Source organism: Pseudoalteromonas sp. DL2-H2.2, from assembly GCF_021532535.1.
GTDB lineage: Bacteria > Pseudomonadota > Gammaproteobacteria > Enterobacterales > Alteromonadaceae > Pseudoalteromonas > Pseudoalteromonas rubra_A.
Genome location: NZ_JAKGBD010000001.1, coordinates 604,549 through 629,236, shown reverse-complemented (window position 1 = coordinate 629,236; position 24,688 = coordinate 604,549). Strand labels below are relative to the sequence as shown.

General features: G+C 50.7%; 17 protein-coding genes, 1 tRNA gene and 2 CRISPR repeat arrays. Of the genes, 2 read left to right on the top strand and 16 right to left on the bottom strand.

What is annotated here, in order from left to right:
• Positions 1–773 precede the first annotated feature (773 nt).
• Positions 774–4,296: a CRISPR direct-repeat array (repeat unit 29 nt; unit sequence CGGTTCAGCCCCGCGCCTGCGGGGAACAC).
• 157 nt (positions 4,297–4,453) lie between these two features.
• From cas2e to L1285_RS02295, 9 genes are all read right to left on the bottom strand, one after another.
• Positions 4,454–4,762 (bottom strand): type I-E CRISPR-associated endoribonuclease Cas2e, encoded by a 309-nt coding sequence (gene cas2e / locus L1285_RS02335; protein ID WP_235410834.1) that lies wholly within the window; start codon positions 4,760–4,762, stop codon positions 4,454–4,456.
• Positions 4,759–5,688 carry a type I-E CRISPR-associated endonuclease Cas1e gene (cas1e, locus tag L1285_RS02330; RefSeq protein ID WP_235410833.1) on the bottom strand — a complete coding sequence of 310 codons (930 nt, stop codon included), beginning with the start codon at positions 5,686–5,688 and terminating at the stop codon, positions 4,759–4,761. The genes cas2e and cas1e overlap by 4 nt, the downstream gene beginning before the upstream one ends.
• Before the next feature lie 70 nt (positions 5,689–5,758).
• Positions 5,759–6,541, bottom strand: coding sequence for a type I-E CRISPR-associated protein Cas6/Cse3/CasE (cas6e, locus tag L1285_RS02325; protein ID WP_328284992.1), 783 nt, complete (start codon positions 6,539–6,541; stop codon positions 5,759–5,761).
• Between the two features lie 10 nt (positions 6,542–6,551).
• Complete coding sequence (gene cas5e, locus L1285_RS02320; protein WP_235410832.1) at positions 6,552–7,301, bottom strand: type I-E CRISPR-associated protein Cas5/CasD; 750 nt, start codon at positions 7,299–7,301, stop codon at positions 6,552–6,554.
• A gap of 10 nt (positions 7,302–7,311) precedes the next feature.
• Complete coding sequence (gene cas7e / locus L1285_RS02315) at positions 7,312–8,358, bottom strand: type I-E CRISPR-associated protein Cas7/Cse4/CasC (protein WP_235410831.1); 1,047 nt, start codon at positions 8,356–8,358, stop codon at positions 7,312–7,314.
• Positions 8,359–8,372: 14 nt separating this feature from the next.
• A complete protein-coding gene (gene casB, locus L1285_RS02310; RefSeq protein WP_235410830.1) occupies positions 8,373–8,981 on the bottom strand; it encodes a type I-E CRISPR-associated protein Cse2/CasB in 609 nt (202 codons plus the stop codon).
• Entirely contained in the window at positions 8,971–10,554 is a 1,584-nt protein-coding gene (gene casA / locus L1285_RS02305; RefSeq protein ID WP_235410829.1) for a type I-E CRISPR-associated protein Cse1/CasA, read from the bottom strand. Before casA ends, casB begins: the two co-directional genes overlap by 11 nt.
• Positions 10,555–10,597: 43 nt before the next feature.
• The gene (cas3, locus tag L1285_RS02300; RefSeq protein ID WP_235410828.1) at positions 10,598–13,450 is read right to left on the bottom strand and encodes a CRISPR-associated helicase Cas3'; all 2,853 of its coding nucleotides are present in this window, start codon (positions 13,448–13,450) and stop codon (positions 10,598–10,600) included.
• A 107-nt stretch (positions 13,451–13,557) separates the two neighbouring features.
• Positions 13,558–14,391: a transcriptional regulator gene (locus tag L1285_RS02295; protein WP_138550955.1), complete on the bottom strand. Its 834-nt coding sequence runs from the start codon at positions 14,389–14,391 to the stop codon at positions 13,558–13,560.
• A gap of 128 nt (positions 14,392–14,519) precedes the next feature.
• Here L1285_RS02295 and L1285_RS02290 point away from each other — a divergent pair.
• Positions 14,520–14,588: transfer RNA gene (locus L1285_RS02290), tRNA-OTHER, on the top strand.
• A gap of 857 nt (positions 14,589–15,445) precedes the next feature.
• Positions 15,446–18,289: direct repeats of the CRISPR family, unit length 29 nt; unit sequence CGGTTTAGCCCCGCGCCTGCGGGGAACAC.
• 103 nt (positions 18,290–18,392) lie between these two features.
• On the opposite strand, the gene L1285_RS02285 is transcribed toward L1285_RS02290, so the two are convergent.
• The 6 genes from L1285_RS02285 to L1285_RS02260 form a co-directional block, all read right to left on the bottom strand.
• On the bottom strand, positions 18,393–18,659 hold the full coding sequence (locus L1285_RS02285; protein WP_235410827.1) for a hypothetical protein: 267 nt from the start codon (positions 18,657–18,659) through the stop codon (positions 18,393–18,395).
• Between the two features lie 26 nt (positions 18,660–18,685).
• Positions 18,686–19,120: a hypothetical protein gene (locus L1285_RS02280; RefSeq protein WP_235410826.1), complete on the bottom strand. Its 435-nt coding sequence runs from the start codon at positions 19,118–19,120 to the stop codon at positions 18,686–18,688.
• 9 nt (positions 19,121–19,129) lie between these two features.
• Entirely contained in the window at positions 19,130–19,384 is a 255-nt protein-coding gene (locus tag L1285_RS02275; protein ID WP_046005142.1) for a hypothetical protein, read from the bottom strand.
• 131 nt (positions 19,385–19,515) lie between these two features.
• A complete protein-coding gene (locus L1285_RS02270) occupies positions 19,516–20,205 on the bottom strand; it encodes a hypothetical protein (RefSeq protein ID WP_235410825.1) in 690 nt (229 codons plus the stop codon).
• Positions 20,206–20,405: 200 nt separating this feature from the next.
• Complete coding sequence (locus L1285_RS02265) at positions 20,406–21,398, bottom strand: LNS2 domain-containing protein (protein WP_235410824.1); 993 nt, start codon at positions 21,396–21,398, stop codon at positions 20,406–20,408.
• A 121-nt stretch (positions 21,399–21,519) separates the two neighbouring features.
• Entirely contained in the window at positions 21,520–22,239 is a 720-nt protein-coding gene (locus L1285_RS02260) for a hypothetical protein (protein WP_235410823.1), read from the bottom strand.
• A 338-nt stretch (positions 22,240–22,577) separates the two neighbouring features.
• Here L1285_RS02260 and L1285_RS02255 point away from each other — a divergent pair, with 338 nt between their 5' ends.
• Entirely contained in the window at positions 22,578–23,771 is a 1,194-nt protein-coding gene (locus L1285_RS02255; RefSeq protein ID WP_235410822.1) for a GGDEF domain-containing protein, read from the top strand.
• A 12-nt stretch (positions 23,772–23,783) separates the two neighbouring features.
• Here L1285_RS02255 and L1285_RS02250 read toward each other — a convergent pair whose 3' ends face one another.
• On the bottom strand, positions 23,784–24,638 hold the full coding sequence (locus L1285_RS02250) for an SDR family oxidoreductase (RefSeq protein WP_235410821.1): 855 nt from the start codon (positions 24,636–24,638) through the stop codon (positions 23,784–23,786).
• Positions 24,639–24,688: the final 50 nt, after the last annotated feature.

The following is a 24,688-nucleotide window of genomic DNA, read 5'->3' as shown; positions in this document are numbered from 1 at the left end:
GGGGAAGTAGAACAGTGCAGGAGCAATTATCGAAATGACCGAAGGAGCGATGCTTCATGGATGAAATGCCCGGTATCATTTCAGCTGATGTATTTCAATCCACGCGCCCGCACAGTCCCTCCAAATAAGGAGCCAGCTTGCCTTTTTGGTTTCTTTTTGCAATTATGAGTACAAGGTTATCGACGCTTGTCGGTATCGCTTGACCTGTTAAGGAGGTAATTATGAGTACAGTGCAAATACTTGGTTTAATTGGTATTGTTATTGGAATGGTGATAGTGTCTAACGCCTTATACACACTCAAAAAAGACCTGTCTGAGTGATCCTTATATGAATACTAGGCTGTGCCGCGATGCACAGCCTGATGCTTTGTCTAATCTGAACACGGTTCTTCTTCCCTGCTTTTTAAGTGCCCTGGCCGTGACATCTTAATCTGTTACGACCCCTGCTTTGCACTATAAACCTACTCACCAAAGACGTCTCTGACTGCCTACGAATTTTGCTCGATGATACAGGTGTGACGTGTGCACAAAGTCTCTCCCTTTGTCAGATACCTAACCCGAACTCTCATGGTTTAACCCACAAACATCACTTGTTTATCCGTATCAAATGCGCGGTAACACAAAGCGACAATCATATTTCAATCCATGCGCCCGTGCAGGGCGAAGCAAGACCGAAGGAGCGATGCTTCATGGATGAGTTGCAGCTCTTTTTAACCTTTTCCAGCGGTTTAGCCCCGTACACATTGGCGCAATCAATGACGAAGTGGATTATCACGGTTTAGCCCCGCGCCTGCGGGGAACACTCCGATATCGTTAACGGCTTCTATAGCGGTCTCGGTTCAGCCCCGCGCCTGCGGGGAACACATTTGGTCGCATAGCGCGTCTAGTAACTCAACCGGTTCAGCCCCGCGCCTGCGGGGAACACCTGCTAGGCTCGCTCAAGTCTGGCCAGCAAACCGGTTCAGCCCCGCGCCTGCGGGGAACACCTTGACCCAACATCAGCAACTAGCACCACCTGCGGTTCAGCCCCGCGCCTGCGGGGAACACTTGCACTATAACGGACTCATTAGCTAAACATTCGGTTCAGCCCCGCGCCTGCGGGGAACACCATTTTTGCCCATGCATCAGGTGAGCAACTCTCGGTTCAGCCCCGCGCCTGCGGGGAACACTTCAAAACCCCAGGCTTTGACGAGCTCGATTGCGGTTCAGCCCCGCGCCTGCGGGGAACACGAGCGCCATTTCGTCTGGCGCAGATCTCACAGAGGTTCAGCCCCGCGCCTGCGGGGAACACTTCATTTCCGAACTTTTGAAGCTCGTTTTTGGCGGTTCAGCCCCGCGCCTGCGGGGAACACAAAATGACATTTACGTCATGGCTAAAGAGGTTCGGTTCAGCCCCGCGCCTGCGGGGAACACGATCAAGGTAAAATTGCAATAGGCAAAGATTACGGTTCAGCCCCGCGCCTGCGGGGAACACGTACAATTTGATGACCTGAGCGATTTAATGGGGCGGTTCAGCCCCGCGCCTGCGGGGAACACGTACAATTTGATGACCTGAGCGATTTAATGGGGCGGTTCAGCCCCGCGCCTGCGGGGAACACGCCGTCTTCAATTTCAAATGCAACATCACCACCGGTTCAGCCCCGCGCCTGCGGGGAACACATGACACCATCAAGGTAGGCTGCCCCGCCTGACGGTTCAGCCCCGCGCCTGCGGGGAACACCTACACCGTCCGAGAAGCGGTGAACGCGAATACGGTTCAGCCCCGCGCCTGCGGGGAACACTGAGCACAACCCGTACTTGCTACTGCACACATCGGTTCAGCCCCGCGCCTGCGGGGAACACAAGATATCGACAAAGCTAACTTTTACGGTGAGCGGTTCAGCCCCGCGCCTGCGGGGAACACGGAGGATAGCAATTGAATAAAATCATCGACTGGCGGTTCAGCCCCGCGCCTGCGGGGAACACGCCAACACGGTTTAACACTAAGCACTGGCCGACCGGTTCAGCCCCGCGCCTGCGGGGAACACAGGATGCATCGGATTTTCCCTCGCCCTCGTCACGGTTCAGCCCCGCGCCTGCGGGGAACACGACCGAAGTAAAAACATCCAGTTCCTCGAATACGGTTCAGCCCCGCGCCTGCGGGGAACACGGTGGTTTTCGCCTGCTCCTGCTGGACCGCCCCCGGTTCAGCCCCGCGCCTGCGGGGAACACTCAACTTGATTTGCAGTGTAGCAACGCGGGATCGGTTCAGCCCCGCGCCTGCGGGGAACACCGTCATGCCGGTGTGCAATTACAAACCGGCTACGGTTCAGCCCCGCGCCTGCGGGGAACACCCAGCAAGGCCAAATCGAGTGTGAATAATCTCCGGTTCAGCCCCGCGCCTGCGGGGAACACGGTTGCAGTCCATGGGTATTGTGGGCGTGTTGAGCGGTTCAGCCCCGCGCCTGCGGGGAACACCGGATGCGTCAAGTGATTTATTTAGTACCTCACGGTTCAGCCCCGCGCCTGCGGGGAACACTTTTCGCATTGCTTGCACTTCTTGCGTTTTGGCGGTTCAGCCCCGCGCCTGCGGGGAACACACTCATTGTGAAGCTAGAGCATCAAATCTAGGCGGTTCAGCCCCGCGCCTGCGGGGAACACCAGAGAGCAGCTTTCCAGAAGATACAGTCATTGCGGTTCAGCCCCGCGCCTGCGGGGAACACTATAAAATCAGCTCGTTGTGTTTAGAAGCTGGCGGTTCAGCCCCGCGCCTGCGGGGAACACGCGAGCCACGCGGGCCACATCTCCGATCGCCTCGGTTCAGCCCCGCGCCTGCGGGGAACACCGGCTTATTGCGTTGTGCGGTAAGTGCGCAGCACGGTTCAGCCCCGCGCCTGCGGGGAACACTTTGTAACTGAGTAACGTCAACACCAACTAACCGGTTCAGCCCCGCGCCTGCGGGGAACACGATTAACTCATACGTTGATATGTCTGTTAATTGCGGTTCAGCCCCGCGCCTGCGGGGAACACGTTATTGCTGATCTTGTTTGGAAATTCAGAGGCGGTTCAGCCCCGCGCCTGCGGGGAACACGCACGGAACGCCTGCTCGTTTTGTGTGGTCATCGGTTCAGCCCCGCGCCTGCGGGGAACACATAAAGTGGCGTTCTGGTGGCCGTTAAACGATCGGTTCAGCCCCGCGCCTGCGGGGAACACATACAGAATCTGTCCATTTTTCCCAGCTGCCACGGTTCAGCCCCGCGCCTGCGGGGAACACGCTGAGAAACGGCAACATAGGGTGTGCACTGCCGGTTCAGCCCCGCGCCTGCGGGGAACACAAATGGTTTTCACGGACTAGCTCAACATTAGACTGGTTCAGCCCCGCGCCTGCGGGGAACACTACTGACAATCAGGCTGCCCGTCAGCGGGGCACGGTTCAGCCCCGCGCCTGCGGGGAACACACCAAACCATGGTTCAGCTGGACGCCATCCGGCGGTTCAGCCCCGCGCCTGCGGGGAACACTCTCCCATACACACAAATTTGTCAATCAGGTACGGTTCAGCCCCGCGCCTGCGGGGAACACCAATGACGCAGAAGCAGTGGAAAGGCTTTTGCCGGTTCAGCCCCGCGCCTGCGGGGAACACGTCACCATTGATAATTGCATTTGGTGCGCGATACGGTTCAGCCCCGCGCCTGCGGGGAACACTTAAAACGCGTTACGTAGTGTCAGACCAGGAGTACGGTTCAGCCCCGCGCCTGCGGGGAACACTTTGCGCTCAGGACGTACTTTTGCATAGCATTCGGTTCAGCCCCGCGCCTGCGGGGAACACTTGTTGATGTCCTGCTTTTGCAACCTTCAAAACGGTTCAGCCCCGCGCCTGCGGGGAACACTATCTTACCGCCCTAGCATCGCAACCTATTAACGGTTCAGCCCCGCGCCTGCGGGGAACACACAGATCGGGCTGAAATAGTAATTGAGTCATCCGGTTCAGCCCCGCGCCTGCGGGGAACACTTATAACAAACACCCCACAGCCCCGTTAGGGGCGGTTCAGCCCCGCGCCTGCGGGGAACACGGTTTGCTCTTTCAAGGGCGGCCTGGCGAATTTCGGTTCAGCCCCGCGCCTGCGGGGAACACACCTGGCGAAGCATCGAAAGAGGTGTTTTTAGCGGTTCAGCCCCGCGCCTGCGGGGAACACGGCCACATAATTAAAATTTAGTTTGGCAACAACGGTTCAGCCCCGCGCCTGCGGGGAACACGCCACCGCCGCCAATCAGGCCGCTGCCGGACAGGCGGTTCAGCCCCGCGCCTGCGGGGAACACTCTAAAATTATATACTTGTTTTTTATAAAGAAAAAACACCTTTCAAAATCTACCGAAAATATTGGGTACAAACATATCTATTTTTTGAGCCTTTAAATCTCAATATCCGACTTGTTAAAGAGCAATAAATCACAGATAGAATGGCAGAAATAATTCGCTAATCTCCTCCCTGATTGTCATCGGGTCTTGGGGTGTACTTCACCAGTCTCAGTCCCTGAAAATCCACCGGCATTCGAGCATTTTCACCATAGGTAATAAAATCAAAACCCGACTCGGTGTTGGTTGCCCAGGCCATAACCGCATTGCCGTCTTCCGCCAGTTCACTGACCTGAAACCAGATCATTTCGCGAATGCGTTTACTTACGTCACCCACGTACACACCGGCGCGGATCTCCAACAGCCATACTGCCAGACGACCTCTCAACCTTGACGGTACAGCCTCAGTGACAACCATACACATACTCATAACGGACCTCCGCTGCGATGGCCCTCATCGCCAATGGATTCAGGTTCCGGGATGGCGGGCGGCTGTGCATCGGCATAAGGCTCGGGCGGTGCTACTTCACCCGCGGCCAAAACTTCTTCAATCAGCGGAATTAGACGTGGTAATACCTTGTCTTTGCGGAACGCTTCGCGACAGGCAATACGCACTTCACGATCGGGAGATTGAGGCCGCCGTTTGGCAATTTTAAACGCCACAGGCACCACGGTATCGAACTTTATAATGTCTGCAATATCATACACAAACGACAACGGCTTGCCTGTATGCAAAAAGCCAATGGCAGGCGCATAGCCAGCGGCCAAAACAGCGGCTTCGGTAACGCCATACAAACAAGACGTGGCGGCGCTGATACACTGATTGATCACATCGCCTTTCGCCCAGTCTTTAGGGTCGTAGCGTCGGCCCTGCCAGCTGACCTGATACTGCTTGGCAAGCAGTTCATAGGTTTTGCGTACACGCGTGCCTTCAATACCCCGCAACTGATCAACCGAACGCCGTTCCGGTGCTGGTTCGCCAAAGCGTAGCTCAAACATTTTGCGCACGACCTTGAGCCGCAGGTTCTCATCAAGTGCCAGCTTGGCCTGATACAGCAGCTTATCGGAGCGTGCACCACCGGGCTGCCCTGCCGAATAAAGCCTGACGCCCGCTTCGCCCACCCAGATAAGCAAAGTACCTGTGGTTGCAGCCAACTTGACCGCCGCATGGCTCACCCGCGTACCCGGCTCCAGCATAATACACACCACAGAGCCAACCGGAATAAGCATCCGCTCGCCGTTTACTTCATCAATCACAGCAAACGCGCCATCGCGTACATCAATACGCCCCATACCAATAAAAATCATGGAATTACGATCTTTGATTGGAATAGGTTTTAAAGGAAGAAATGCCATTCCCTGCACTCCTAAATTAAATAAAAATTAGCTAAGAAAAAAGGCGAGTCGCCCCGCCTTACAAATTTGGTTACAAAGGTTTAATCAACATCAGCCCGCAGCCAAAAGCTTTGGAACGACCGATGCCGTTGAATAATGCCTCAGTGAACTTTTCGGGATCTGTCACTTCAAGCTGACCGGCTATATCGACAGTAGAAAAGCGGATCTGGTTTTTCCCTTTTGCAACCTGGTGCTGCTGATAAGCATAGATATCGCAATCAGCTAACTCAGCTCTGGCACCCAGACTCAACAACCGCTCACTCCACCACTGGCGCAACACTAAATCAGTTTTAAACCTTAACCACATTTCCAGCAACTCGCTGCGCGCTATTTGCTCGGTAAGTTGCAATTCTGCTTTCCAATTAGCAACAACACCATCATCAGCAAAATCCAACAATTGGCTTTTAAGCCGAGATTTTTTGCTCTCTTGAGGAGCAACCCCTAACTTTGTAAGCTCGCTTAGCAATAAACTTTGCTGTGTGTTCATCACCACATCATGGCGACGGTTGTTTTTACACACCGTCGGATTAAGCGTAATTTGATAGCCGAGCTTTTGCCCTTGACGTAATACAGGGTTGAATCGCTTGGTTTGGATAGCAAATATATCATTATAGTTTTTCGGCTCCTGTGCCGAGAGCACCATGAACTGATCGAGCGCATCATTGACGGTACAATATAAAAAACCGCGTTTTTGCACACCGGCAAACAGCTTCCAGAGTAACTGGTGGCTGGCGTAGCAACCATTCACAGCGAGTTTTTGACGCTCCTCTCTGGCCATGGCACTGTCTAATAACTTTATCTGACTTAAAAACACTGGCTCCTCCTTACCTTTGATATTCAACCACCAGCTGATGCTCGGTGCGCAAGTCAAACAGCCATTCTTTTCTGTCTATCGGATTATCCCGTACAGTCTGAGTATGAACTCGCTCTGTCTGCTCGGCGATGAGATCTGCTCTGTCGCCCTGCCAGTAGTAACTCACAGTCTTATCCGGTTTTAGCCAAATTGAATCGGCCTGCTCAGTGCCTAATATTGGTGGGAACTCATGATCTAATGCCGCTTTTAACGATACATTCTCAACCAAGGTCGGGCACAACGGTGCTGACAATGGACAAGATTTACGTCCCAAGTACAACATATATTTAGGCCGTAACAATGCAGCGCGGATCGCCTCTAGCGAGTACGTTGAAGAACTCGATTCAAGTGCAACAACCCATAGTCCGCTTTCCCGGTAATCGCGGTTTGACAGTACGGTGTTTATCTTTTTCGACTTAACCAGTTCGTCACGACGAGTGTATAGACGTACTTTTTTATCTTCACTCGGTACTTGTGCTGTATGAAAGTCCCTGAGCAAGCTACCCGCATTGTACTGTTTAACATGGCAGCTAAGCGCTTCGTTTAACGCGTTTAAGTTGGCCTTATCTTCACGCTTGATCCCAAGCGCAGCAGCAACCAAACCAAGCAACGCACCTCGTGTTGGGCGAATATGGGTGGGTCGGTCGCCGCCCACTGCCGCGTCTCCCCAACTGGCTAAAGGCCCGTATAGTCTGATCACCAAATAATTACTGGTTTTCATAGAGACCCCGTTAATCAGCAGCAAAAGCCTGCAAAGACTTAAAATTGCCTTCACCGGTTAATACATTGATAGACTGACGACTATCTGCACAAGGCTCATAAACAGAGTCAAAGTTCTCGATTTGGCTTTCTAGACGCTGAACTGCGATTTGCGTCACGTTCTCACTCTCGTCAAGGGCCTTTACAGGGCTTACAAAAGCACTTGCCAGTGAGCGAGGCTGCTGCTCCCCTTTTTCTACCAGAATGTACGAGGCATAAGCATGAGAAGCAAAACTATTTTGTTTGCCTTTTGGCGAGATTTTCGCGATGCACTCTAGCAAAGAAGCGATGGTTTTGTTGGCAAGCACTAAATCACCAGAAAGGTTGTCTACCAGCTGCTCTTTATCAATGCAGATATAGTTGTACAACACCGCAGAAGCAAAACCGCTGTCACCAATATGCGCAGCACCTTGATCTCCTTTTCCTGCGTTGAGGTCGTCCACCGCAGTAAAGTAGTCACTTTCTACGGTGACATTTTCAACACTGATAGCATGCGCAACCTGACACGCCGCTTCAACGTTAAACTCTGGGCTCGATGCCAACATGCGGCCGAATAAGGCAATATCTGCGGCCTGATTTTCTGCTTTAAGTAGTTGCAACTCGTCTTTTTGCGGTCCGCGATTTTCTGCTGCTAGCTGGTCTGCCAATGCAAATACCGCTGCTTTTTCACTGGGGCTAATATGCGCTAACTGCTCAATCTCCAGCGCGTCTTTTTTGCCTTTGCCAAAAACTCCCGCTATCTCAATTGCCCAAGCTTTAGCATCTTTCTCTTTTACTTCTTTTTCGGTTAGGTAGTTAAAAACCTCTACGCCCAACTTTTTAGTTCGGGTACCAATGTGATCAGCTAAGCTCGTTTGAAATACGTCACTCACTCGCCAATTGCGCTTTGAACTTTGCGAACTGACTCTCAGGCGTTCGAAGCCACCAAACTTGGCCGTTTTCGGTCTGCCGGTTTCTTCCCTGTTCAGGTTTGCAGGGGCGTATGAAGTAAGAGTGTGGATCTGAATAAATTTGCTCATGGTATTTTCCTTATTTATGCCTTGTTCGCTACATCTTTGTAATAGTCCATCGCCCAGCGTACGGCGATCCTCTTGTCTGCCCGTCTGGGCGCCTGATAATTATGTTCTTCAAACCAGCAGGCGATGTCGTCTGCCAGACTTAGAATGTTTGTTTTATTGTTCAACTGAGCCAGCAGACGGCACAATTGCGTGACAAATTCCTGCTCATTTTTCGCAGCCTGAAGGTTCTGAAATCGCAATTCACTAACAACCTGCTTGTCTGCGCCCTCTTCTACATGCCCTAGATCTCTGGCAAAGGAGCCGTGCTCATGATGGCTCCGCACCATACTGAGACTTTTGGCTATCACAGCAAAGCAAGGCATCAACCAGTCCTTTTTATGATTGTGTATCTCGGCGGGTAGTGCCTGCCATAGTGCCGAAAAGCCCTGAGTGAGATAAACGTCGTCCAATCTGGAAGCACGCTTAAGCTGGGCACGAAATACTGTTGGCGCAGGCCTGATGCTTAACTCAGCCTGAGTTGCCTCGTCATCCGACATAGCAAGCCACCAGCGAAACACTGTTTGAAATGCATCCCAGCTAACTGTTTTGAATAGCTGACTTTTCGGTTTGTAATTAAGCGTCATTGGCTTGTGCCTCCTTGTTTTGTGTCTTTAGGTTGTAACGCCGTTTAAAGTCTTTACTTATTTTCTTTCCATGTAACCAGGCAGTCAGCTTCTGTCTTGCAGCCACTTTTCTGGCAATCGCTTTGTTATCCATGGAAGTACTTAAAACCACCTCGTCAAAGATATCTAACGCGGTATTGAGGGCCCGATAGAACCAGCGTTTTGCATCTTCACTTTGCAGCTCCCCTTCAGCGCAAATGGCCTGGGCTGCAATAAAAAAGTCGCGTTCGCTGCGCTGCCAGTAACTTAACGTATGCTGGGCCAGATCTGCCTTGACATCTTTGGGCCTGTCGAACAGCGCTTCTTTAATCAAGGTACGCATCATGCTGCTAAATTCCATGGCAATCTGAATGGCCTGATTAAGGTCATGGATCACGCCTGCGCGTTTAGTCTCATCCAGTAAAAACACCGGGAACTGACTGTCATACCAACCTCTGGCTTTCATATTGTCCATATCAAAGCCAAATGCCCAAAGCCTGGGTTGCTGGTCAACATAGTCCATTTTGATATCGTAAAACTCGTCTATCACTTTGGCTGGATGGTTGCCTTCGCTCTCATTGGCGAAACACAAGGCGTGCCATTGCTTATACTGGATGCCACCAGGCTGCCCTTTACTGGAGAGGTTATCCTCATGTGGTTTTTTAGGGTTACTACGATAATGCGTGAGTGGGTGCCACCAACTCCCTGCATAGTTGTTGCCATAGTTCGTAGTGGCAAAAGATTTAACCAACACCTCACATTGATGGCCAGTCAGTGAGCAACTGCCCGCCGACTCCTCTGGCTGTAACCGTATGCGCCTCGGCATTGCCCAAAAATGCGTGAGAAAGTGCGCGTCTTTAAAAAGCGCTTCTGTGCCTTTTCCTTCACTGTTTTTTGTATGTTCAAGCCAAGGAAATATCTGTCCACTGTGTAATTGACCATTACTCACTTGCGGCTCAATACAGACATTCAACCACAGTTTGTGCCACAGGCTGGCCGACTCTTCATTGGGTAATATCAAGGTTGTCAGTGGTCCACCTCCTCGAAGCCCTGTCCTATAACCCTTTCCACCAGAAGGTGCATTAATTTGTAAAGTAAATAATGCAAGCGCCGCCATTTCAGGGCTCATCGCTTCAACCTGACCACGTTTTATAAAATGATCTACATTATTTTTAAGCGTGTTGTCACCCGGCGTTTCAATCAACAAGGTGTTGACGTTCTGCGTGCCTGCGTTTTGAAGTGGATCTAAGTCCTGCATAAACAGCGGGCCATCTCCAAACAGATTAAATGCATGTGCCGCTTTACTAAACGACTCTGACAGCGCCAGCTCTGCAGGAGGTGATTCATACCAGTTATACCAATCTTCTCCCTCCTCGGGAGAGCAACAAGTTTGCAATAAGCCAATGGCAAACTGATACGCTGCTCCGTAAAAATCGGCGCGTGGCAAAGCAAAGTCAACCACATCGGGGTTTGCTATAGCCGACAAAGGCAATTGCCTGATAGAGTTATCCCTGAACCGATAATATAGCCAAGGGTCCTGTACTAAATTATTCATACCATTTTCCCTGATTGAAATGGGGGCAAGCCCCTAAAATAGGTTATTCACCAACCTCTGTTAGCCCTTTAAATGCATCATATAAAAACTGTTCATCACTTCCTTGCAACCAGCATTGCTTGTATTTGAGTGCAGGATGGCGCTCCTGCAGCCTCTCCAGTTGCTCACTGTATTCATTTGGAATTGGAGCCAGCTTTTCAGCTATACTTTTTTGATCTACACGTATTTCACTATGCTGTAGCAGGTGTTTTTCGGCGCGGCCTTCAGCATAAAAGGTCATACTCCCGGATTGTTCTAGTTTTAGCACCACCACCTGAATACTAACTCTGTCGCTGTACCGCGTGCTGATCTCAAGCTCTTCCCCCATCCACACATTACCCGCCTGCCGGCAATACCCTTTTTGCCAATCCAGCTTCTGAAGCGTTGCCTGATTTTCCATCGCTTGTGTTTGCGCCTGGTACTCACTGTGATAACAATCCAGATTGGCTGGCCGAGTGCCCAGCGCAGCCTGACTGTAAACGCTTTCGATCAAATGGCGTGCACAATCCGGTAAAAACAAACCACCTTTCTCTCTTAGCACTTTTTGCGTTAGCCAAATAATGGCTGGGCTACGATAGACAGCGGCCGTACCGGGGTGAGTTTTGTGTAGCCAGTCTTTTTCAGGCTCGCTCTGCCACTCAGGGCAAAACACTTTTAATACAGCAGGTGGACGCTTGTCTTCTGAGAGCTCGGAGTTGTGATTGCCGTGCTCATCACGAATATGGCGTTTTAGCCGACCTGCACGCTGAATTAAGTCATCAATAGGGCAAATATCACTGAGCATAAAATCGCAATCTGCATCGATTGATTCCTGAAACACCTGAGTTGAAATCAATATTTGCCCCTGCCTTTGCTGTGACGAGCTTTGCTTACCCAGTCTGCTAAGCACCTCTTTTTCCTTTTGTTTTCTATCGTATAAAGCAAAGCGACTATGGAACAAAGTGATATGTGTTTGCGGGTAGCGCTCGGAGAGTAAAGTATATGCTTGCTGCGCATCCGCCACCGTATTACGCACCCAAACAACAGCCTCTCCGCGTGATGCTCTCATCAGTACCTCTTCAATACAGGCCTGCTCACAATGTATAAATTCAACCCGCACAGATTTGTGATTTCTCGGTAAACTCTCCACTGGTTGCTCATTTAACTTGCCTTGCTCATTGACCCAGGTTGCGAGCGGAAAGCTTGTGTTTTGAGTGTACTCGGGAGATTCAAGGCCAAGCTCTTCTTGCCAGATCTGGCAAAGCCTGTTGCGCCTTTCCAGCGGCAAAGTCGCGGTAAGCAGGAGCACGCTGCCGCCAAACCGTAAATGAATACGTAAAAGATCTTCCAGCAAAGTGAACATATATTGATCTGCGGCATGTACCTCATCAAGAACCAGAATCTTACGAAACAAACCATGAAAACGTAGCGTGCTGTGTTTGGAGGCTAAAACCGACAGCAAAGGCTGATCAACTGTACCAACGCCAGCATGGGCAAGCAGCGCCTTCTTTTTGGAATCTGCGTACCAGATATGGCAAGCCTGACTTGCTGTTTCATCGGCTTTACCATATTCAAGATCGGGTAGTTGCTCTGTAATCAGTGATTCCTGATAAGCATCCTCCATCATACTCGCGCCGTGTGCTAATACCAGGCTGGCTTTTTTGCCATCAACGGACATCATTTGTCCGTAATGCTGTGCAATACGGTGGTACATGGCGCTGGAGGTCGCCATAGTCGGTAAACCAAAGTAGAAACCATCCGCAGCCTTCGCATGCATTAAACGATGTAACAAGATTAGCGCCGCCTCGGTTTTGCCCGCACCCGTTACATCTTCCAGAATAAACAATTGTGGTGCAGGTCCGACAGGTACTTGCTCAGCGAACGACTGCAATGGGGAAGGAGTACTGAAGCCAAAATGCTTAGCAGTTGACTCATAAGGGAAGACCTCTACCTGACTGGTCAACTGTCTGGTTGTAAGCGCTTTATGTGCCTGTTTTACAGCTTCTTGCCAATACCTTTGTATATCCATCGGTTCAGCATGATATGCGAAATACTGAGTATCCGAGCCTAACCAGTCAGCAAGAGTACACAAACCTGCGAGGTGCCAACTGGCATACCTTAGGTGATCGCGCCACACTCTATCTGAAAACTCTTCCGTTGGCAGATCATCAGCAAATAGCTTAAGGCAAAACGCTATGAACTCTCTACAAGCCTGGTAATTTTCATCGACACAATAGTCTTCGATTCTGCTACCAAATTTCTGGGCTCCAACCGGCTCACCGTGATGGCCAAAAACACAATTCAGCATGACTCGCACCGAATCTACCTTTTTAAAAGCCAGCGTTACTTCATCAGCTGCACCTTCAATTTGCTTGGCGCAGGTTTTCCAAAAATGGTGGCCTAACCCGTCATGTCGGGCGTCCTTTGCTGAGTAAGGTTCTCTTGATCTTTTTTGACTTAAATTACTATCACTAAATTCTGCTAAGTTTTGAAATGCTGAAGCAAATTTACCCAAGTCGTGAATCGCAACAAAGAATCCGACCAATGACCTGAGCTGTGGAATAGATAAACCCAGAAACTCGGCCAAATCTTGTGTAAATTGCTTATTCAATTCCAGATAAGTCAGTGCAACCGCAGCCACATCCAAACTATGAAATACAAGCAGGTGATAACGGTGAAAAGCTTCGCCCTGTCTGACAATTTGCCACCCTTTTTTGTTTGCAAGTACTTTTAGGTGATCGACAGATTTAACGCTAGGATAGCGTTCAACGATATCTTGTAATGACTCGCCATTCATCTCGCTCATGCAGTAATCAATTTCGAGTGGCTTTCTGGCTTTACCCCAGTATTTGAACATCAAACTGTTTAAGTCTGTCATATTGCTCTAGTCCTTGCTTTCAATGCACTCAGCTTACGACGCAAATAAAATACCGACAATCCTGCGATTGCAACCAGTAAAAAAATTACCCGGTCTGGTGCGTTTGCTCAGCTGTTCCATAACAAACCTCTGGCTCTCAGCTCCCGATAGCAAGCCGGTTCCATCACGATTTGTTGGGCTTCCGGGTGCGGGTGCTGAACATCTAGCCTCAAAATGCTGATCAGATAGTTGATCAGTGCAGCGTTGGTTTTGATTTGCTTTTGGTGGTTATGCATATCAAAGTCGTGGGCGATAACTTGCTGGGCGTACTCGCTGAGTCTTGGGTCGGGAATAATGGTTAGAGTGACTTCCTGCTGCCAGGCTTCGTCGTCTTTTTTGTACTTTTGTGCTTTGCTGATAAATTCTGGGGAGGCAGAGACGATACGCGATAATGAAAAGTCTCTGAACCCTTTGGCTTTTTCACAGTAGGCTCTCAGGTGATAGCGCAGCCCGGAGTTGATCAAGGTGTGAGGGCGGATCACGCGTTCGGTTTCGCCGCCTTCTTTTATAGACTGATAGCGAATATCCAGCACGCTCTGTCGCCGACAGGCATTCAGTATGGGCCGCAAAATGGTTGGGTTAAGTTTTCTGTGTGGTAATGCCAGCGCTGTGATGGTGGAGGTGCTCAGGTTATGGACATACTGATCGCCGGTCAGACTGGCGTATTCAGCAAAATCCTGAGAAATATAATTAGGTGTAAAGGGGCTTGTCAGTACATAGGCCTTCTCAGACTCATTGTAGCTTGCTGCAATCTGGTAACGCTCGATAAAGTCGGTGACATAACGCCGTGCACTGGGCCGTGAAAGCTTAAATTTATCCTGGAAAGTACCGGTTTGAATTTCTCCTTGCCAAAACAACACCGCTTCAATATACCGAAAATACTGCTCTTCCTTAGCCTGCATAAAACACTTTAGTAAACTTATCGTGAAATAAATGTATCAAAACCAACAGTACAAGTCATTGACCTGAGACAAACTGCCAGTCAATGCGCACTGGTATTTTTTTGATGGGAGATTAATAATCAGTTTTGGCGGCAGTGTACCCCGATAGGTAAGGGGCTGTGTTACAGTGATGTGAGTTCGATTCTCACCCTGCCGCCTATTTTCTGTCTTTTTTGAGTCAAAAAATAAAGTGCTGCTTTACATAGTCGTTCGTTTGGATAAAAATCGAACACGGCGGTAGTGTTTCCAATGGGTAACGGTTATATGTAGTTTGTATATGATGTGAGTTCGAGTCTCGCCCTGTCGCCACCTCTATACCCGCCTGCTGTATTTTTACTGAGCTGGCTCCGCTATTTTTCAGGTTGGCTACTCTGTTTTGGTTTTTGATAGTGCGCAGTGGTTATTGAACCATCGAGCCATTTAGAATGAAATGGGCTTGATGTGTCTTTTATTTTTCTCCGACAAGGTGTGTGGACACCCCCTCTTGCTTGGAGTTCTTGCTCCTGCTTTTTACGCTGTTGAGCGGGTAAAAATCGTGAGACTATTTTTTTAATCAAGTTCATACTGTTAGCTGCCTCTAATAATTTTCAGGTCAGATTTATTCTAATATATATGAGATAACATGGCCCCTGACTGCTCTGCTTAGCCTTTGTACAAAGCCAAAATATTGGCAGGCTCAACGTAACAATAAGAAAGTCATTTACTTAACAGCCGAACACCAAGCCAATAAGCAACTTTAAAATGCTGTTCAGACTTGGGCTAAATCAGACACTTTTTCTTGTAACTTTTCTGACTATAAAGTAATCATAGGCCGTGGCGGCAGTGTTTCCAACGGGTAACGGTTATATGCAACGCGTATATTATGTGAGTTCGAGTCTCGCCCTGCCGCCATTTTCAGTATGGCCCTCTGGCACCTTACACCTTAATAAATATCCCATTTACTTGTCCTGCGTGTGCAGGGGCGAAGGACGCTGCTTCATGGATGAATTGCGGCTCTTTTTTAACCTTTTCCATACGGTTCAGTCCCGCGCCTGCGGGGAACACTATGAATGCCGTGAGCTTAATGACCTGTAATAACGGTTCAGCCCCGCGCCTGCGGGGAACACGGTGATCCGTGGAATATACCTGTCAAAGAAGTGCGGTTCAGCCCCGCTCGTGCGGGGAACACAAGCGCCCACAACGCAGAACCCAGGGGTTCTCCGGTTCAGCCCCGCACCTGCGGGGAACGCGATTTCACCTGCCGCAATTGTTTCAGCTGTTTCGGTTCAGCCCCGCGCCTGCGGGGAACACAATGTGTCGATCACCTCTTTCGGACTTCCAAGCGGTTTAGCCCCGCGCCTGCGGGGAACACATGGCCGCTTTAAAAAACGCGTACTCAGTTTGCGGTTTAGCCCCGCGCCTGCGGGGAACACGTGACCTGTGCTGCAATTGGTTGTAAAACGACCGGTTTAGCCCCGCGCCTGCGGGGAACACCAAATCTCTCATGCGCACAAACATCTGTTTTACGGTTTAGCCCCGCGCCTGCGGGGAACACTGGGATCACGTGAGTATTAATCCCTGCGTTTTCGGTTTAGACCCGCGCCTGCGGGGAACACAATCGTAGAGGAAAACTGGATCAAGCATTCAGCGGTTTAGCCCCGCGCCTGCGGGGAACACTTTTCAGCTCATTGGTGTTTTATGAAAATATACGGTTTAGCCCCGCGCCTGCGGGGAACACTCGACTTTTCTCCATGTCGAGTCATCTATGTGCGGTTTAGCCCCGCGCCTGCGGGGAACACTTAGAAACTAAGCTCCGCTCAATAAATAAATTCGGTTTAGCCCTGCGCCTGCGGGGAACACTCTCCCGCCAACAGGGAATAGATGGAACGCAACGGTTTAGCCCCGCGCCTGCGGGGAACACCGGTGGTACTCGCGCGCAGAGATATCGCTTGTCCGGTTTAGCCCCGCGCCTGCGGGGAACACATAAACTGGCCCTACTGATAAAAAACATGTGTCGGTTTAGCCCCGCGCCTGCGGGGAACACAAAACCATTTGGAACAACTCGCCTCGCAAGGTCGGTTTAGCCCCGCGCCTGCGGGGAACACAGCCTGTTTGCCAGCTCGTCAGTATCGCAGGGCGGTTTAGCCCCGCGCCTGCGGGGAACACCGCCACTTGACCATCCAGGGTGGCATTCCACCCGGTTTAGCCCCGCGCCTGCGGGGAACACCTGAGCCTCCAAAGTCTCAATAACCTTTAGTGCGGTTTAGCCCCGCGCCTGCGGGGAACACTCACTATTTATTGGCAATGTGATCAGCTCAGCCGGTTTAGCCCCGCGCCTGCGGGGAACACGTCTACCCAAAATTATCATAACGCGAACACTAACGGTTTAGCCCCGCGCCTGCGGGGAACACAGCACATTTAAATAGCAGAAAGATAGTAATTACGGTTTAGCCCCGCGCCTGCGGGGAACACTTTCAAAAATTGGATGACGAGCGGCTCTACGTCGGTTTAGCCCCGCGCCTGCGGGGAACACGCCTCTTGACTCCTGCAGCGACGAGCGCGATCTGGTTTAGCCCCGCGCCTGCGGGGAACACTTGACAACCGATTAACGGAACCAACCAATCAGCGGTTTAGCCCCGCGCCTGCGGGGAACACGTGCACAAAAATGAGAGCATAGCTCGCCACAAGCGGTTTAGCCCCGCGCCTGCGGGGAACACGCTGGGTTTTGATTCGGCGGTAAACAACACACCGGTTTAGCCCCGCGCCTGCGGGGAACACCATTGTGGCACTATTCGCCTCAATGTGCTGTGCGGTTTAGCCCCGCGCCTGCGGGGAACACGAATACTCAGATTTTATCGTATCTACCCGTGACGGTTTAGCCCCGCGCCTGCGGGGAACACTTACTGATACGGGGGGTCCGTCAATGTAAATTCGGTTTAGCCCCGCGCCTGCGGGGAACACACCGACAACGGCTACGAGCTGGCACATATCGGCGGTTTAGCCCCGCGCCTGCGGGGAACACGAGAAGCATACCCGACATTGCCACTGTTCGTGACGGTTTAGCCCCGCGCCTGCGGGGAACACATTTTTTGCGATGTGAACACCGTCTTTGTGCACGGTTTAGCCCCGCGCCTGCGGGGAACACTTTAACGACGCAAAGGCGCAATATGAAAGTATCGGTTTAGCCCCGCGCCTGCGGGGAACACGCCCATAAGTACCTGATCAGCCTCGAAAACCCCGGTTTAGCCCCGCGCCTGCGGGGAACACAGTGGTGCGCTGCGGCACGTATTGTGGTGGGCGCGGTTTAGCCCCGCGCCTGCGGGGAACACCACTAAGATCGCGACTGCATTTTGGTGAAGGCCGGTTTAGCCCCGCGCCTGCGGGGAACACCTATGTCTCTTTTTAGATCGTTTTTTGTATATCGGTTTAGCCCCGCGCCTGCGGGGAACACATCAATTTGCGTTCGCAGCTCGTCAATATATGCGGTTTAGCCCCGCGCCTGCGGGGAACACAACACCTGGTGCTTTTTGTGGCGGTGTGTAATCGGTTTAGCCCCGCGCCTGCGGGGAACACCTAACGTTAACTTTGAAGGCAAAACCTACTCACGGTTTAGCCCCGCGCCTGCGGGGAACACCCCAGCCCCTCAATCTCATTCAACTAACGGAAGCGGTTTAGCCCCGCGCCTGCGGGGAACACGTAATGCCAGCTCGCCATGTAGGATTTGTCGAACGGTTTAGCCCCGCGCCTGCGGGGAACACAGCGCTTTCACAAATAGGTATAAAGCCGCAGACGGTTTAGCCCCGCGCCTGCGGGGAACACTTTCACCAACACGTGTGAATGTCAGCTCTATACGGTTTAGCCCCGCGCCTGCGGGGAACACTCTAAAATTATATACTTGTTTTAACTAAAGAAAAATCGCATGGAAAAAATTACCAAAAATATTGGGTACAAATTTCGCCCTGCGTTTTCCGATTTTTTGTTCGCTATCTAGTCAATTTGTTAAAGAGCATCTGTTTAATGTAGCAACACAACAGGCAGGAAAAAAGAGTTATAGCCAGGGTCATAAACAAACAGAACAAGATCATGCCTAGCAGTATCGCGGCTAAAAATGCCACCAGCGGCGAGGTGAGCAAGAGCACCCATTCGGCTTCTATAACGGCAAAGCACACCGTTGTAAAAAAGCCAAACAGATAGAGAAAGTGGCCATCAAGCCAGAATTCGCCCTTGTCGTACAAAGTTTGCAACCACATACAAACCCTGCATTCTTCCACCCTTTTTACGCCCCATTATTCCTGCTGGTGCCAAATACATACCCCAGCAATGCGGTCAGAGTTGGGAACAGCACGTTGAGTATGATCAGCTGGAGGGTGTCGAACCAGAAGGCGCGGAAGGTGGCGCGCTGGGTAGCGAGCAGTTCGAGTTTGGCCTGCATTTGTTCGGCGCTCAGTGTGTTGTTGGGGTTGGCGATGATGGCGTTAAAAAAGCGGATTTCGCCCCAGACAAAAATACTGAGAATGATCAGCAAAAAGCCGATTAGCACGGCAATGATCCCCCAGGTGAGGTTTACGCCGGCTTTTTCTTTACCTGTGAGTGGCTCCGGGTCGGAGACCGGGGCTTCCATGGGCGATGAGTCCTGGGCGGTGCTTAAGTCCAGGTTTTGCCATGTTGTTTGTGTGTGGTTTTGGTCGCTGTCCTGTGCGTTACCCGTCATCCTGTGTACCTAGTGTTGTGCGTTGGGTTTTGATTTGTTGATGTTGTTGAGTTCAGGCATAACCAGCCTATGTACGTCTTTACCTTGCTTATCTGCCGATAAAATGGCTCTGTCGTGCACCACTTCGTCTGAAGCCCAGTCTAGTAAGGTCAGTGCTACTTTGGTCAGATCACTGGATTTTTTTAACCCTAAGCGTTGCTGTAGCTGAGCCAGGTAGTCTGCGTCAACGGAAAAGCGTACTTCAGTTTTTTTGCTGTCTGCCATAATTACTCCAAAAAGTTTCCGGATTTTCTCCAATATTAGTGGAAGATGAGAGCGGGTGCAAATAAAACAACACCCTATACTGGGCGCGCAGTGCAACCAAAAAGGCCAGTCCGGAGACTGGCCTTTGGCGCTTAGAAGCTATATCTGAAATTCACATCCAGCGTTTTGTAATCATCAACATGCCGATACTCGGTATTGACAGAGAACATGGCGTTAAAGTGATAGCCTGCCCCTACAAAAAACAAAGGGTTGCTGTCGCTATCTTCACCACTGCTCTTTTCAAAGCCCAGTCCCGCTCTTAACTCAATGTCATTCATCACCCTGGTCTGGTATTGGCCGCGTAAACGATAGATATTTTCACCATCTGAGTCTGAACCTTGTTCACTGTGTAGTGTCTCGCCCAGTTGTGTGATCGCGTAATCTCCGCTGCCTTTCAACTCAACGCGACCAGCATGCAGGCTCACATCGAACAAAGCAGTGTCATCCAGCTCCCAAATATAACCCATCCCTACTGTAAACTGCACGATTTCAAGCCCCAGGTTTACACTGATATCTGCAACGTCAGATAAGCGGGTGGATGATGTTTGTTCATCATCAACATTGTAGTAGTTGCCTTCAACATAATAGTTGTCAAAGCGCTTGCTGAGCGACAAATTCACACCTGTCAACGTGTCCATATCAAATGGTTCAAGATCCATGTCTTCAGACACTTTAAAACGCTTATACCCAACTTCCACTTTATCAAAGTTGATACTGTGTGCCATAGCTGGTGCGCCAGCCAATACTGCGGCTAATCCAGCCACCCAAGATAACTGCTTCATATCTTTCCTTATTTACTCTTTATGATACGACTTAATTCAAAGCCCGCGCGAACGGGGAAAACTGCGCGCATTATAAATATCGAATTAAAAAAGTACAGGATACCTGCATTAAAATTTGTGGTAAGCAGTTGTTTGGGAAATAAAATACCCTATTTTGGGACTTAGATGGGCTTGCCATTACGCAAGCCCATATTCTGACATTACTCACACTGCGCCGCGGGGTAGGTGTCTACCTCATTGGTAATATGTGAATAGTAGCTATTGTTGGTGATGGCCGTGGTGCCGTAATGCCCGGCATCCGGGCCTATGGTAAAGCTGTTTTGTGCGCCCAGTCCGGCGCGAATAAAGGCTTCGGCGTCGGTTTTTGCATTACCATAGGCGCGCACAATATTCAGGCCCTGCGATTGCAGTTGCTGGATCTGTTCAATTTTGTATTCAGCGGTTCTGAACAGGCTAGTTTCATTGCTCAAAGAGGTACGCAGGAAGCCACGCGGCAGTCCCATCCAGTTTAACCAGTCGCGGGTGCCCTTGGCATACCAGTAAACACGCGCGGTCAGGTAAACGGGCTGATATCCCAGATCCAGGTATCGGCGTACCAGACTATATGCGCCCTCTTTTTCGTCGGCGCGATCAATCCCGGTGTAGTCGCCAATTTGCTCGGCGTCCGACTCAGTTAAAGTGCCATCAATATCAAACAGTACGGCTGGTGTATTTGGCTGTATGACAGTGACAAACCCTTCCGCCCCGGTGCCATCGGCTGGCACTGCGGCATAAATGCGGTACTGGCCCGCGTTCATAGCAGGTAGGGTGACACTGGCCTTGCCGTCGCTGTTGGTCACGGCATCGCCCAGGTAGCGCCAGTCGCTGTCTTGCTGTCCGCGCAGATAAAAACGGACCGTTTCAAATTCCAGGTCTTTGTGTGCAACCGCGCCGTAATCAAACTTTGCGGTTACTCTTACACTATTGCCCTCTGCTACTACTTCGTCATGTACCATATGAAAACTGGGCAACCAGGTAATCAAGCGATTAAGGCCATTGCGATACCCGGCACTGGGCACGTCAGGTTTGACATAGTTTTGCTCAATCCAGCTTGGATCTGGGCACTGTGGCAACGCATTCGCGCCAAAAGACCATGCAATGGCAGCAATTGCAACCGATTTAGCTGTGATATGAGCCAACCTTGATAACTTCATATATACTCCCGTCGTTGAATTCGAGGCAAGAATATATACTCTAGATTACATTCTTATTAACGCAAACTTTTCACATTAACATTTTAAATTAACAACAAGGTTACCCAAGCGCATTGCACCATCATAAACGGGTGTCAAAGGTGATGTTTGGTGATGATGCTCGCCCGCCGCTGGCCGGGGGAGATCCTGTGGGCTTATGGCTATACACAGGTGCATTTTTGAGCGGTGGTGTGTGGATATTTCGTTTTGCCGCGACCCAGGCATATTGTCCATATGATTCAAACACATAGTTACCACTTGGCAGCTGGATCTGGCCGTAAATTACGTCGTTAGTTAAAGTTAGGTGCACCTGATAGCGCTCGTCTGCATGCTTGCCCACTTGCCCGGTCAGCCGCTTTTCCTGCTCAGTCACCGTGATATCGACGATTTCAGAGCAAATTTTTTCCTGAGTCTGAGGAATTAAAAATTCAAAACTGTCGCCCAACGCCAAAGTACGAATGCTTTTTACATCCAGCTCCATATAGGCTTCGTTATACAACTCATAAGGCACAGTGGAACTCGATTTGAAAAATGCTCTGGCGTGCTGCGACTCTTTGTTGATGGTGTAGTAAGTACTTTGCAATTCATGCTGTGGCAGCCTGACGTCACTGTCTTTATAGCCAGATGCAGTAGGTTCCGGCTCATGTGTCATAGCCAGTTGCAGCTGTGCCACATTCAGTGGCGCACTATGCTGCCCGCCCGACGCGACCGGCGCTTCAGGATGGGCCTGCTCACTGTCATAAAACAGCAATGAAGCACACGACACCAACCCAATGGCGCCCATCAATATGTAAGTAGACACTTTCAACATATCAATAAATTAACAAATGAAGTACTAATGGGAACATTAATTGCTCCGCCGTTTTTTATCAAGTGAGATTAATGCGCTCATCGGCTATCAGCGCCACATGCATCTATAACCAATCTAATATCAATATGTTAAAAGAAAAACACTATTTACCTTTGTTTACATTAACAAAAGCGCCAAGCAGCTGAATTCTCTATGTACAGCGTGAATTTCACACAACCGCTGCGCATCTGGGTCTGTCAGTGCTATGATTGAAGATTAATAAAAGTCCAATAGAAGGCCTGTTTAAGGGCACCCAGGGACAGCAACTTGAATACACATAGGTCGATTTAATGCAGGTTCATGATCTTACACTGATGCTGTCGTTATGGATTGCGTCTCTTGCGGGTGCCACTGTACTGTTTGTGATCTCAAAAATGACACAAACGATTGAGGGCACACGCCTGTGGTCACTGGCCATGTTGCTGCTTTCCTTTGCCTACCTGGCGCAGCTAACCATGCAAAGCCTGGACGTTCAGTGGCGCGTTTTAACTTTTAATACTTTCCTGATACTGGGGCACTCAGCCTGGCTGATTGGCACCTGGCAGTTTGTTAAACGTACGCCCTCTAAACAAAAAATCGCCTGGTTAGTCTTACCCATTTTGCTTATCTCCTGGCTGACCGCCACCTTAGTCCCCGACAGGGAGCTGCGTATTACCCTGATTGGTGTGTGGCTTATTGCGGTGCGCTGTCATTACGCCTGGGTGCTGTACAGGCACGCACGGCAGGACAAAAATGAGTTTCTGGCTGCCAGGATCACCGTCGGCGTAGTGTTACTGGAAGTGTCTTTTTCCGTTCTCTATACCCTACAAGGTGCGCTGGGCAATTTACCGCAGATAGGCGAGGCCTTTAATTGGGTTGCAGGCTATACCTGGGTGGCAGCGTTATTGGGGATCCTGGCGGGTGCCCCCATTTTGTTGCTACTCAGTGCCGGACGCTTTGTTAAGGAGTTAGAGTTTGCCGCCAACCACGACCTGCTGACCGGGCTGCTTAATCGTCGCGGCCTGGCCCGACAACTAAACGAGCTGCTGCCCCTGAGCAAGCGCAAGTGCGATTCGCTCACCGTGATGATGATTGATCTCGACCACTTTAAACGCGTTAACGACTTGTACGGCCACCACAATGGCGACCGCGCGATTGTTTGCCTTGCCGAAGTGCTAAAAAACCACTTTCGCAGCGCCGATCTGCAGGCGCGCTGGGGTGGCGAAGAGTTTTGTCTGGTGCTGTTCGATATGCAGCCCGACATGGCGGTGGCAAGTGCAAACAAACTACAAGCCACCTTTGCAAAGCAAAGCCTGCAACTGGGGTTACAGGATACGCCGTTAACTATCAGTATTGGCATTGCCTGTACCCGGGAGATCAGCCAGCAGGGGTTCGAAAGCACCCAAAATCAGGCCGACAGCGCCTTGTACGATGCCAAACATGCCGGGCGCAACTGCGTTAAAATGGCCAGTATGGCACTCAGTCTGCTCGAAGAACGCCCCTAGCCTAATACAGTGTTAAACGCTTAGCTGATGCGCCAGACTCTGCAACATCGGCGTAGTTGGTCGGCCTATCAGGCGGCTCAGCGTGCCGCTGCTATCGTGCAGCCAGTTGGCATTGGCCTGTACTTCAGCATCGGCCAGCAACGCGGCAAATCCGGCCGGTAGGCCCAGTTGAGTCAGAAAATCCGCATACTGCTGTTCAGATACATACTGAGTAACGACGGTTTTGCCACTAAGCTCAGCGGCAAGCTCGGCCAGCCCCTGCAAAGTAAAGCCCTGATCGCCCGCCAGTTCATAAGTGTTACCCGCATGATCAGGCTCGGTAAGTACCACAGCTGCGGCCTCGGCATAATCTGCCCGCGCGGCACTGGCAATACGCCCTTCATGCATGGCTCCCACAATCGCTCCCGCTTCTATACTGCCGGCAATGCCTGCACTGTAATTTTCGTTATACCAGCCGTTGCGCAGCAACACATAAGGCAGGCCTGAGTCTTTGATCAACTGCTCGGTTACCCGGTGCTCTGCACTTAGTTGCATAGGCGATGTACCGGCATGCAAAATACTGGTGTAGGCCAGCAAGGTCACACCTGCCTGTTTCGCAGCCTGGATGACTGCGCTGTGCTGCCGTACCCGCTGGCCAATCATATTGCCCGATATAAGTAACAGCTTACTTACGCCTTCAAGTGCATGTGTTAGGGTTTGCGGCTGATCGTAATCTGCAGCTCTGAGCGTTACGCCAAGACGGCTTAAGGCTTCGGCCTGCTTAGGGTCACGTACCAGGGCTACTACCTGAGATGCCGGTACTCGCTTTAAAAGTGCCGCTGTAACCAAACGACCCAGCTGACCATTTGCGCCTGTTACTGCAATCATATTTTCTCTCCACTGTTTATGTTTTATGTTGACGGGCTTATTGTCTGGCA

Bases quoted from the DNA above. Each gene is read 5' to 3' on its own strand.
- cas2e (WP_235410834.1), bottom strand. From the start codon at position 4,762: ATGAGTATGTGTATGGTTGTCACTGAGGCTGTACCGTCAAGGTTGAGA.
- cas1e (WP_235410833.1), bottom strand. From the start codon at position 5,688: ATGGCATTTCTTCCTTTAAAACCTATTCCAATCAAAGATCGTAATTCC.
- cas5e (WP_235410832.1), bottom strand. From the start codon at position 7,301: ATGAAAACCAGTAATTATTTGGTGATCAGACTATACGGGCCTTTAGCC.
- cas7e (WP_235410831.1), bottom strand. From the start codon at position 8,358: ATGAGCAAATTTATTCAGATCCACACTCTTACTTCATACGCCCCTGCA.
- casB (WP_235410830.1), bottom strand. From the start codon at position 8,981: ATGACGCTTAATTACAAACCGAAAAGTCAGCTATTCAAAACAGTTAGC.
- casA (WP_235410829.1), bottom strand. From the start codon at position 10,554: ATGAATAATTTAGTACAGGACCCTTGGCTATATTATCGGTTCAGGGAT.
- cas3 (WP_235410828.1), bottom strand. From the start codon at position 13,450: ATGACAGACTTAAACAGTTTGATGTTCAAATACTGGGGTAAAGCCAGA.
- L1285_RS02295 (WP_138550955.1), bottom strand. From the start codon at position 14,391: ATGCAGGCTAAGGAAGAGCAGTATTTTCGGTATATTGAAGCGGTGTTG.
- L1285_RS02285 (WP_235410827.1), bottom strand. From the start codon at position 18,659: ATGTGGTTGCAAACTTTGTACGACAAGGGCGAATTCTGGCTTGATGGC.
- L1285_RS02280 (WP_235410826.1), bottom strand. From the start codon at position 19,120: ATGACGGGTAACGCACAGGACAGCGACCAAAACCACACACAAACAACA.
- L1285_RS02275 (WP_046005142.1), bottom strand. From the start codon at position 19,384: ATGGCAGACAGCAAAAAAACTGAAGTACGCTTTTCCGTTGACGCAGAC.
- L1285_RS02270 (WP_235410825.1), bottom strand. From the start codon at position 20,205: ATGAAGCAGTTATCTTGGGTGGCTGGATTAGCCGCAGTATTGGCTGGC.
- L1285_RS02265 (WP_235410824.1), bottom strand. From the start codon at position 21,398: ATGAAGTTATCAAGGTTGGCTCATATCACAGCTAAATCGGTTGCAATT.
- L1285_RS02255 (WP_235410822.1), top strand. From the start codon at position 22,578: ATGCAGGTTCATGATCTTACACTGATGCTGTCGTTATGGATTGCGTCT.
- L1285_RS02250 (WP_235410821.1), bottom strand. From the start codon at position 24,638: ATGATTGCAGTAACAGGCGCAAATGGTCAGCTGGGTCGTTTGGTTACA.